Origin of the sequence: Mycobacterium sp., from assembly GCF_044342925.1 — a bacterium.
In the GTDB taxonomy this organism is placed as follows: domain Bacteria; phylum Actinomycetota; class Actinomycetes; order Mycobacteriales; family Mycobacteriaceae; genus Mycobacterium.
Genome location: NZ_JBIIOV010000119.1, coordinates 1 through 10088 on the forward strand (window position 1 = coordinate 1; position 10088 = coordinate 10088).

The 10088-nt window shown below is 67.3% G+C and carries 12 protein-coding genes and 1 pseudogene; 11 read left to right on the top strand and 2 right to left on the bottom strand.

The window, feature by feature from the left end:
* The 5 genes and pseudogenes from ADBZ6I_RS12635 to wzm all read left to right on the top strand — a co-directional run.
* Positions 1-245: pseudogene (locus ADBZ6I_RS12635) on the top strand (DUF6541 family protein); the annotation flags it as partial.
* Positions 242-748: a proteasome activator gene (locus tag ADBZ6I_RS12640; protein WP_526384326.1), complete on the top strand. Its 507-nt coding sequence runs from the start codon at positions 242-244 to the stop codon at positions 746-748. The pseudogene ADBZ6I_RS12635 and the gene ADBZ6I_RS12640, both read left to right, overlap by 4 nt.
* 15 nt (positions 749-763) lie before the next feature.
* Entirely contained in the window at positions 764-1573 is an 810-nt protein-coding gene (gene wzt, locus ADBZ6I_RS12645; protein ID WP_526384328.1) for a galactan export ABC transporter ATP-binding subunit Wzt/RfbE, read from the top strand.
* 8 nt (positions 1574-1581) lie between these two features.
* Positions 1582-2517 (top strand): galactofuranosyltransferase GlfT1, encoded by a 936-nt coding sequence (gene glfT1, locus ADBZ6I_RS12650; RefSeq protein WP_526384330.1) that lies wholly within the window; start codon positions 1582-1584, stop codon positions 2515-2517.
* Positions 2514-3344 carry a galactan export ABC transporter permease subunit Wzm/RfbD gene (gene wzm / locus ADBZ6I_RS12655; RefSeq protein WP_526384332.1) on the top strand — a complete coding sequence of 277 codons (831 nt, stop codon included), beginning with the start codon at positions 2514-2516 and terminating at the stop codon, positions 3342-3344. Before glfT1 ends, wzm begins: the two co-directional genes overlap by 4 nt.
* A gap of 179 nt (positions 3345-3523) precedes the next feature.
* Here the strand turns inward: wzm and ADBZ6I_RS12660 are convergent, their stop codons facing one another.
* Positions 3524-3952 carry a pyridoxamine 5'-phosphate oxidase family protein gene (locus tag ADBZ6I_RS12660; protein ID WP_526384334.1) on the bottom strand — a complete coding sequence of 143 codons (429 nt, stop codon included), beginning with the start codon at positions 3950-3952 and terminating at the stop codon, positions 3524-3526.
* A gap of 177 nt (positions 3953-4129) precedes the next feature.
* On the opposite strand from ADBZ6I_RS12660, the gene ADBZ6I_RS12665 reads away from it, so the two are divergent.
* Positions 4130-4321 (top strand): hypothetical protein, encoded by a 192-nt coding sequence (locus ADBZ6I_RS12665; RefSeq protein WP_526384336.1) that lies wholly within the window; start codon positions 4130-4132, stop codon positions 4319-4321.
* A 3-nt stretch (positions 4322-4324) separates the two neighbouring features.
* Here ADBZ6I_RS12665 and ADBZ6I_RS12670 read toward each other — a convergent pair whose 3' ends face one another.
* On the bottom strand, positions 4325-4465 hold the full coding sequence (locus tag ADBZ6I_RS12670; RefSeq protein ID WP_526384338.1) for a hypothetical protein: 141 nt from the start codon (positions 4463-4465) through the stop codon (positions 4325-4327).
* A 109-nt stretch (positions 4466-4574) separates the two neighbouring features.
* Between ADBZ6I_RS12670 and ADBZ6I_RS12675 the strand changes: the two genes are divergently transcribed.
* The 5 genes from ADBZ6I_RS12675 to ADBZ6I_RS12695 all read left to right on the top strand — a co-directional run.
* A complete protein-coding gene (locus ADBZ6I_RS12675; RefSeq protein ID WP_526384340.1) occupies positions 4575-4994 on the top strand; it encodes a GtrA family protein in 420 nt (139 codons plus the stop codon).
* Between the two features lie 16 nt (positions 4995-5010).
* Positions 5011-6396 carry a decaprenylphosphoryl-beta-D-ribose oxidase gene (dprE1, locus tag ADBZ6I_RS12680; RefSeq protein WP_526384342.1) on the top strand — a complete coding sequence of 462 codons (1386 nt, stop codon included), beginning with the start codon at positions 5011-5013 and terminating at the stop codon, positions 6394-6396.
* The gene (dprE2, locus tag ADBZ6I_RS12685; RefSeq protein ID WP_526384344.1) at positions 6397-7161 is read left to right on the top strand and encodes a decaprenylphospho-beta-D-erythro-pentofuranosid-2-ulose 2-reductase; all 765 of its coding nucleotides are present in this window, start codon (positions 6397-6399) and stop codon (positions 7159-7161) included.
* A 16-nt stretch (positions 7162-7177) separates the two neighbouring features.
* On the top strand, positions 7178-9076 hold the full coding sequence (locus ADBZ6I_RS12690) for an arabinofuranosyltransferase (protein WP_526384348.1): 1899 nt from the start codon (positions 7178-7180) through the stop codon (positions 9074-9076).
* A gap of 38 nt (positions 9077-9114) precedes the next feature.
* A partial coding sequence (locus ADBZ6I_RS12695; protein ID WP_526384346.1) for an arabinosyltransferase domain-containing protein occupies positions 9115-10088 on the top strand: 974 nt, incomplete at its 3' end.

The following is a 10088-nucleotide window of genomic DNA, read 5'->3' on the forward strand; positions in this document are numbered from 1 at the left end:
GCCGCAACCGATTCCTGTTCTGGGCCTATGCCGACGACGCCGACCACGATCCGCGGATTGCCGAGGTGGTGCGGGCGCTGAACATCAAATATGTGCTCATCAGCAGCCCCGTCGTCCGGGGTTTCGTGATGCCCGACGGGCTAGTGTCACTAGACAGATCCACGTCGTGGGCCAAGATCTACGACAACGGCGGCGCCCGCATCTACGAGTGGCGCGGCAGCGCGGGAAGCAGGAACGAGGCATGACGGCGAACAGCGACGACGACAACATCGAGGTCATCACCGGCGTTAGGTCCGAGGAGGCCGCGGGCGACGACGAGGCGCGCTCGATCACCGACATGGTCGAGCAGCCCGCGAAGGTGATGCGGATCGGCACGATGATCAAGCAGCTGCTGGAGGAGGTCAAAGCCGCGCCGCTCGACGATGCCAGCCGTACCCGGCTACGCGAGATCCACGCCACCAGCATCAGCGAGCTCGAGGATGGCCTGGCGCCGGAGTTGCGCGACGAGTTGCACCGCCTGGCCCTGCCGTTCTCCGAGGACTCGGTGCCCTCGGACGCCGAGTTGCGGATCGCCCAGGCGCAACTGGTCGGCTGGCTGGAAGGTCTGTTCCACGGCATCCAGACGGCGTTGTTCGCCCAGCAGATGGCGGCCCGCGCCCAGCTGGAACACATGCGTCAGGGCTCCCTGCCGCCCGGGACGGCCGGACCGGTCGGCAACGGCGCGCACGGAACCGGTCAGTACCTCTAGGTCAGATGCGCCCGGATGACACCTGATCCCTCGATCGAGACCCGTGACGCCTGGGTCGAGTTCCCGATCTTCGACGCCAAGGCGCGCTCGTTCAAGAAAGCGTTCCTGGGTAAAGCCGGCGGAACGATCGGCAAGAACGCCGACAACGTCGTCGTCATCGAGGCGCTGCGCGACATCACGTTGAGCCTGAAGATGGGCGACCGGGTGGGCCTGGTGGGCCACAACGGCGCCGGTAAGTCCACCCTGCTGCGGCTGCTGTCGGGCATTTACGAACCGACTCGGGGGACCACCGTCATCCGGGGGCGCATCGCACCGGTTTTCGACCTCGGCATCGGCATGGACCCGGACACCACCGGCTACGAGAACATCATCATCCGCGGCATGTTCCTGGGGCAGACCCGCAAACAGATGGCCGCCAAGGTCGACGAGATCGCCGACTTCACCGAACTCGGCGACTACCTGTCGATGCCGTTGCGCACCTACTCCACCGGTATGCGGGTGCGCCTGGCGATGGGCGTGGTCACCAGCATCGACCCGGAGATCCTGTTGCTCGACGAGGGTATCGGCGCGGTGGACGCCGAGTTCCTGAAGAAGGCCCAAAACCGGTTGCAGGCATTGGTGGAGCGATCCGGAATCCTGGTGTTCGCCAGCCACTCCAACGAATTTCTGGCACGACTGTGCAAGACGGCGATGTGGATCGACCACGGCACCATCCGGCTTGCCGGAAGCATCGAGGAGGTGGTGCGGGCCTACGAGGGTGAGGACGCCGCCCGCCATGTCCGCGACGTGCTCGCCGAACACGCCGGCGATTGGTCCACCCCGTGACTAAAGCCGTGACTGACGGCGCGACCGAGACGGTGTGCGCGGTCGTCGTCACCCACCGCCGGCGCGACGAACTGGCCACGTCGCTGGACGTAGTGAACGCGCAGAGCCGGATGATCGACCACCTGATCGTGGTGGACAACGATCATGACGAGAACGTGCGGGATCTGGTGGAGCGCCAGCCGGTGCCGTCTACCTACCTCGGCTCACGCCGGAACCTCGGTGGCGCAGGCGGATTCGCGCTCGGGATGTTGCACGCCCTGGCCCTGGGCGCGGACTGGGTGTGGCTGGCCGACGACGACGGTCGTCCCCGCGACACCGAGGTGCTGGCCACCCTGTTGGCCTGCGCCAAGCGGCACAACCTCGCCGAGGTATCGCCGATGGTGTGCGCGCTGGACCGACCCGACGAGTTGGCCTTCCCGCTGCGCCGCGGTCTGGTGTGGCGCCGCCGCGCCGACGAACTGCGCACCGAAGGTGCGGGCCAGGATCTGCTGCCCGGCATCGCGTCGCTGTTCAACGGTGCGCTGTTTCGCGCGGAAACCATTGAGGCGGTCGGCGTTCCGGACATCCGGCTGTTCATCCGCGGCGACGAGGTGGACCTGCACCGCCGGCTGGTACGCAGCGGCCTGCCGTTCGGCACCTGCCTGGACACCGTGTACCTGCACCCCTACGGCAGCGACGAGTTCAAGCCCATCCTGGGCGGGCGGATGCATACCCAGTACCCCGACGACCCGGCCAAGCGGTTCTTCACCTACCGCAATCGCGGCTATGTGCTGTCCCAGCCCGGCCTGCGCAAACTGCTGCCGCAGGAGTGGGTGCGCTTCGGCTGGTATTTCCTCGTCACCAAACGCGACCCGGCCGGACTTCGGGAGTGGATCCGGTTGCGCAAGTTGGGTCGTCAGGAGAAGTTCGCCGAGAAGTACGTCGCATCCGGGAGCACCCAGTGACCGTCGTGGAATCGGGCAACCAGTCCAGGACCTTCGCCCGCGCCCGGGCCGACCTGGTCGACGGCTTCACCAACCGTGAGCTGTGGCTGTTCCTGGGCTGGCAGGACATCAAGCAGAAGTACCGCCGCTCGGTGCTGGGTCCGTTCTGGATCACCATCGCCACCGGAACCACCGCGGTGGCGATGGGCCTGCTGTACTCCAAGCTGTTCAAACTGCCGCTGTCCGAGCACCTTCCCTATGTGACGCTCGGGCTGATCATCTGGAACATGATCAACGCCTCCATCCTGGAGGGCGCCGAGGTGTTCATCGCCAATGAGGGCTTGATCAAACAGCTTCCGACACCGTTGAGCGTGCACGTCTACCGGCTGGTGTGGCGGCAGATGATCCTGTTCGCCCACAACATCGTCATCTTCGTGATCGTCGCGATCATCTATCCCAAACCGTGGTCGTGGGCCGACCTAACGGTGATCCCGGCGATTGTGCTGATCATGCTCAACTGCGTGTGGGTGTCGTTCTGCTTCGGCATCCTGGCCACCCGCTACCGTGACATCGGGCCGCTGCTGAACTCGCTGGTGCAACTGCTGTTCTTCATGACCCCGATCATCTGGAACGCCGACACCCTCGAGCAGCAGGGCGCCGGAAAGTACTGGCGAATCATCGAACTCAATCCGCTGCTGCACTACCTGGACATCCTGCGCGCACCACTTCTCGGCGCCCAGCAGGAGCCGCGACACTGGATCGTGGTGATCGTCCTGACGATCCTCGGCTGGTGCGCGGCGGCACTGGCTCTCAAGCAGTACCGGGCGCGGGTGCCGTACTGGGTGTAGCGCCTGACCCGGTGGATTTACACCGTGAACAGCGACGCGTTCGAGGCGCAGCGGACAAGCCGTTCGGGCGGCGGGCACACCCGCTCTGCCCGAACCGGTCGCGGCTAACCGCCGCAGCACTGAATAGAACGCCCGGGCCGTCCACGGCCCGGGCGTTCTTTGTTGCAAGACTTGGCAATTCAGCCGGGGACGTTGCCCTGGTCCGGTGCGGGTCCGAACTGGAACCGTCGCGCACTGATCTCACTCGGGGTAACCCGCACGTAACGCAGCTTCTCCGTCGGCACCCAGGGCATAAGCCCGGTCTGATCGGCGTCGTGGATCTCCTCGGCGCTGCTGAGCATCTTCGCGGTGCCACGGATGATCACGCTCCATCCCTCGGCCGTGGTGTGGTCGTCGGCCTCGAAGAGCACCTTGTCGTTCATCACGGTGGTGAACAGCTTGGTGCCCTCTGCGGTGCGGAACAGCACGGCGCCGTTCTGCACCACGAAGTTCACCGGGAAGATCTCCAACTGCCCGCCGAAGGACGTCACCAAGCGGCCCAGCGCGACGCTGCCCAGTAGATTCCACGCCTCACGGTCGTCTAAGACGGTGATCGGATCATTCGCCATGCGCCACATCGTGTCCGGACGGTCGCGGACTGCGCAAGGGCCTAACGGCCCTTGGCCGCGCTCAGGCCGCCACCGCCCTGGCCAGTTCAGCCATCCGCACCGCAAGATTCGACATAACGGCAGAGTTGCCATTAACGGCGCTTCCGAAGCGCGTCGAAGCCGGGTATCCAGACCGGCATGCCGCCCCAATCGCAGATCGTCGCCCAGCTGTCGAGTCGCTTCGCCGACCAGCTGTCCCGGGTCCGCGACTGCATCCGGCCGGAGTACGTGCGCGCCGACTGGGCCGACCGAAACGCCGACCTGGAACGGCACCTGTTGCCGGTGCCGCCGGCCGACTTCCTGCCGGGCCGGCGCGACCTGCTGGCCTGAGACTCAACCGGTGAGCTCTGCCAGCTCGGACCGCATGTTGTCCCGGGCGGCGGTCTCCCATTCGCGGCGGCCGTGGTCGGTGCGGAACACCGCGGGGGCATCGAGTAGGGCGACCAGAACCTGGATGCGACCCTTGCGGAACACCTCGTCGTGGATGTGCGGGTACTCCGCCCGGATGGCGGCGCTGTTGCACCGGTAGCGGTCGGCCGGCAGAGCCAGCCACCTGGATCATCCTGCCCGTAAGCTTCCCGCGATGGCCGAGATCGCCCACCCCACGCCGTTGAGTCTGAAGACCCAGTTGCTGCGGTTCGTGCTCACCGGTGGTTTCTCGGCGATCGTGGACTTCGGCCTGTACTTCCTGCTCTACAAGCAGTTCGGTGTGCAGGTGGATCTGGCCAAGGCGATCGGCTTTATCGCCGGCACGCTGACGGCGTATCTGATCAACCGGCGCTGGACGTTCGGCGCCGAGCCCAGCCGGTCGCGGTTCGTCAAGGTGATGGTGCTCTACGCCCTCACCTTCGCGGTGCAGGTCGGCCTGAATCACCTCACGCTGCGCCTCCTGGACTACCAGGACTGGGCGCTGCCGGTGGCGTTCGTGGTGGCGCAGGGCACGGCGACGGTGATCAACTTCGTGGTCCAGCGTGTCTGGATTTTCCGGCGGCCGCGCGCGTGACGGTAACCTCGTCACGATGTCGGCAACGATCACACCGCAGCGGCTGATGGGCTGGGGGCGCACCGCACCGTCGGTCGCCGACGTTCTGACGACCCCCGATCCCGAGGAGATCGTCCGCGCCGTGGTCCGCGCCGCCGACCAGGCCGCCGACGGCCGCCACCGCGGGGTTCTAGCCCGCGGGCTCGGCCGGTCCTACGGCGACAACGCGCAGAACGGCGGCGGACTGGTCATCGACATGACCGCCCTGAACCGGATCCACTCCATCGACGCCGCCACCCGGATGGTCGACGTCGATGGCGGGGTGAGCCTGGACCAGTTGATGAAGGCGGCGCTGCCCTGCGGGCTGTGGGTGCCGGTGCTGCCCGGCACCCGGCAGGTCACCATCGGCGGGGCGATCGGCTGCGACATCCACGGCAAGAACCACCACAGCGCCGGCAGCTTCGGCAACCACGTGCGCTCCATCGACCTGCTGACCGCCGACGGGCAGGTGCGCACCATCACCCCGGACGGCCCGGAGTCCGACCTGTTCTGGGCGACCATCGGCGGTAACGGTCTGACCGGCATCATCATGCGGGCCAGCATCGAGATGACGCCGACCGAGACGGCCTACTTCATCGCCGACGGCGACGTCACCCGCAGTCTGGACGAGACCATCGCCTTCCACAGCGACGGCAGCGAGGCCAACTACACCTACTCCAGCGCCTGGTTCGACGCGATCAGCCCGCCGCCGAAACTCGGCCGCGCGGCGATCTCCCGCGGCTCGCTGGCGCGGCTGGACCAGCTACCCGAAAAGCTGCAACGCAATCCGCTGAAATTCGATGCGCCACAACTGCTGACGTTCCCCGACATCTTTCCCAACGGGCTGGCCAACAAGTACACCTTCGGCCCGATCGGCGAGCTGTGGTACCGCAAGTCGGGCACGTACCGGAACAAGGTCCAGAACCTGACGCAGTTCTACCACCCGCTGGACATGTTCGGAGAGTGGAACCGCGCCTACGGTCCGGCAGGTTTCCTGCAGTACCAGTTCGTGGTGCCGATGGAGGCCGTCGAGGAGTTCCAGGCGATCATCGTCGACATCCAGGCCTCCGGTCACTACACGTTCCTCAACGTGTTCAAGCTCTTCGGCCCGGGAAACCAAGCGCCGCTGAGCTTTCCGATCCCGGGGTGGAACGTCTGCGTGGATTTCCCCATCAAGGCCGGACTGAACGAGTTCGTCACCGACCTGGACCGCCGGGTGCTGCAATTCGGCGGCCGGCTCTACACCGCCAAGGACTCGCGCACCAGCGCCGAGACCTTCCACGCCATGTACCCGCGCATTGACGAGTGGATCGCGGTGCGCCGCAGAGTCGATCCGCACGCGGTGTTCGCCTCGGACATGGCCCGACGTTTGGAGTTGCTCTAGATGGTGCTCGACGCGGTGGGTAACCCCCAGACCATTCTGCTGCTCGGCGGCACCTCGGAGATCGGGCTGGCGATCTGCGAGCGGTATCTGCGCGACGCTCCGGCGCGGATCATCCTGGCGGCGCTGCCCGGCGACCCGGGCCGGGAGGCCGCCGTCACGCAGATGACACGGGCCGGTGCGAAGTCGGTGACGCTGGTGGACTTCGACGCCGTCGACACCGCCAGCCACCCGGCCGTGATCGACGAGTGCTTCAACGACGGTGATGTCGATGTCGCGATCGTGGCGTTCGGGTTGCTCGGCGACGCCGAGGAGCTGTGGCAGGACCAGCGCAAGGCCGTGCAGATCGCCGAGATCAATTACACCGCAGCGGTTTCCGTCGGCGTACTGCTCGGCGAGAAGATGCGCGGCCAGGGCTTCGGCCGGATCATCGCGATGAGTTCGGCGGCCGGTGAGCGGGTGCGCCGCTCGAACTTCGTCTACGGCTCCACCAAGGCCGGCCTGGATGGGTTCTACCTCGGCCTCGGCGAGGCCCTCAAGCCGTTCGGGGTGGGCGTGCTGGTGATCCGGCCCGGTCAGGTGCGCACCCGGATGAGCGCCCACGTCAAGGAGGCGCCGCTGACCGTCGACAAGGAGTACGTCGCAGACCTGGCCGTCACCGCGTCGGCCAAGGGCAAGGAACTGGTCTGGGCGCCAGGCACTTTCCGTTACGTGATGATGGTGCTGCGGCACATCCCCCGGCCCGTTTTCCGCAAACTTCCGATCTGAGTTGCCCGTGCAGTCGGTGCGCAACGGCGTCTCCACCGCCGCTCAGACGGTGCTGGCATCAGCAGTCGCCGTTGTCGTGTCGGTGGTTGGGCTGTCCGCGATCTCGACGGTGGAGTGGCCGGCGTTCCCGTCGTCGAACCAACTGCACGCACTGACCACCGCCGGCCAGGTCGCCTGCCTGCTCGGCCTGGTGGCCGTCGGCGCGCTGTGGCGGCGGCGGCGCCCGATCATCCAGTGGGCAGCCAGGATCGGGGCGCCAGTGCTGTTGTCGGCGTTCGTGGTGGTGACCCTGGGGATGCCGTTGGGCGCCACCAAGCTGTACCTGTTCGGCATCTCGGTGGACCAGCAGTTCCGCACCGAATACCTCACCCGGCTCACCGACAGCCCGGAATTGCGGGACATGACTTACGCGGGACTGCCGCCGTTCTACCCGCCGGGCTGGTTCTGGCTGGGCGGGCGGGCCGCCGCGCTCACCGGCACGCCGGCCTGGGAGATGTACAAACCGTGGGCGATCACCACGATCGCCGTCGCCGTCGCGGTGGCATTTGCGTTGTGGGCGGCCATGATCCGCTTTGAGTACGCCCTGGCGGTCACCACGGCGACAGCCGCGGTCACGCTGGCCTACGCCTCCCCGGAGCCCTACGCCGCCATCATCACCGTGCTGATCCCGCCGGTTCTCGTGCTGGCGTGGTCTGGACTGCAAGGACATTCGCGCAGGGGAGGCTGGGCGGCCGCCGTCGGCGTCGGGCTGTTCCTCGGTTTCGCCGCCACCTTCTACACCCTGCTGCTGGCCTACACCGCGTTCACCGTCACGATCATGGCGATGGTGACCGCCGTGGTGCGCCGCAGCGTCGGCCCACTGCAGCGACTGGTGGTGATGGCGGTGATCGCGACCGCCGTGGGCGCAATCACCTGGCTACCGTTCATGATCCGCGCCGCCCGCGGCCCGCTGAGCGACACCGGCGCCGCCCAGCACTACCTGCCCGGCGACGGAGCGGTGCTGAGCTTCCCGATGCTGCAGTTCTCGCTACTGGGGGCGCTGTGCATGCTCGGAACGGTCTGGGTGGCCTGGCGCAGCGTCAGGTCCGGCGGGCAGGAGCGAAGCGATCGGGGACTAACCTCGGTACGCGCCGCGGCGCTGGGGCTGGGCGTGCTGTCGATTTACGCCTGGTCGCTGCTGTCCATGCTGACCACGCTGGTCGGCACCACGCTGCTGTCCTTCCGGCTACAGCCGACGCTGAGCGTGCTGCTGGCCGCCGCCGGGGTGTTCGGCTTCATCGAGGTCGCCCGGTGGGCGGCTGCCAGATGGAACCGGCAGATCATTGCGGTGGGCGTAGCGATCGGCCTGATCGGGGCGATCGGCTTCAGCCAGGACATCCCGCACGTGTTGAGCCCCGACATCGCGGTGGCCTACACCGACACCGACGGCGACGGCCGGCGCGGCGACCGTCGCCCGCCCGGCTCGGAGAAGTACTACCCCAAGGTCGACGAGCTGATCCGCGAGGCCACCGGCAAGCCGCGCGACGAGACCGTGGTGATGACCGCCGACTACAGCTTCCTGTCGTACTACCCCTACTTCGGGTTCCAGGGGCTGACGTCGCACTACGCCAACCCGCTCGCGGAGTTCGACAAGCGGGCCGCCGCCATCGAATCCTGGGGCAAGCTCACCGACCCGGCCGAGTTCGCCGAGGCCCTCGACGCGCTGCCGTGGCCGGCGCCGACGGTGTTCCTGATGCGCCGCGGCGGGGCCGCCGGGTCCGCAAATACCTATACCTTGCGGTTGGCCGAGGACGTCTACCCCAATCAGCCCAATGTGCGCCGCTACACCGTCGACCTCGACGCCGGACTGTTCGCCGAGCCGCACTTCAGCGTGACGAACATCGGGCCGTTCGTCCTGGCGATCCGGAAGAGCTAGCGCGTGACAGTGCTCAGCGCCAATTACGATCTAGGCCCGTGACGCAGTCCCGGGGGAACTACCGAACCGCCCGGCTCATCGCCACGATCGCCGGGCTACTCGGCGCCCTGCTGGCGATCCTCACCCCGTTTCTCCCGGTCAAGCAGACCACCGCCGAGCTGAACTGGCCACAGAACGGCACACTGTCCAGTGTCACCGCACCGTTGATCGGTTACGTCCCAACGGATCTCACCATCAATGTGCCGTGCAGCGCGGCCGCCGGACTCACCGGGTCGAACACCGTGCTGCTCTCCACGGCGCCCAAGCAGGCGCCGAAAGCCGTCGACCGCGGTCTGCTGATCCAGCGCGCCGACGACGATCTGGTGGTCGTGGTGCGCAACACCCCGGTGCTGGCGGCGCCGATGAGCGAAGTGCTCAGCCCGGCCTGCCGCACGCTGACCGTCACCGCGCGCGCAGATCTGGTGACGGGCGAATTCGCCGGCCTCAGCGCGGAGTCCGGCGGCCCGCGGCGCGGTGAACGCGCCGGCGACCTGCGGCCGCAGATCGTCGGCGTCTTCACCGACCTGTCCGGGCCGGCGCCGGCTGGCCTGAACGTGTCGGCGACCATCGACACCCGCTACAGCACCGGGCCCACCGCGCTGAAGCTGGTGGCGATGCTGCTGGGCGTGGCGATGACCGTGCTGGCACTGGGGGCGCTGCACGTCCTCGACACCGCCGACGGCATCCGGCACCGCCGGTTCCTGCCGGCTCGGTGGTGGCGACTGAGCGGCCTGGACGTCCTGGTGCTGGCCGTGCTGGTGTGGTGGCACTTCGTCGGCGCCAACACCTCCGACGACGGCTACATCCTGACCATGGCGCGGGTGTCGGACAACGCCGGCTACATGGCCAACTACTACCGCTGGTTCGGCACGCCGGAGTCGCCGTTCGGCTGGTACTACGACCTGCTGGCGATCTGGGCGCACATCTCCACGGCCAGCATCTGGATGCGACTGCCGACGCTGGCGATGGCGCT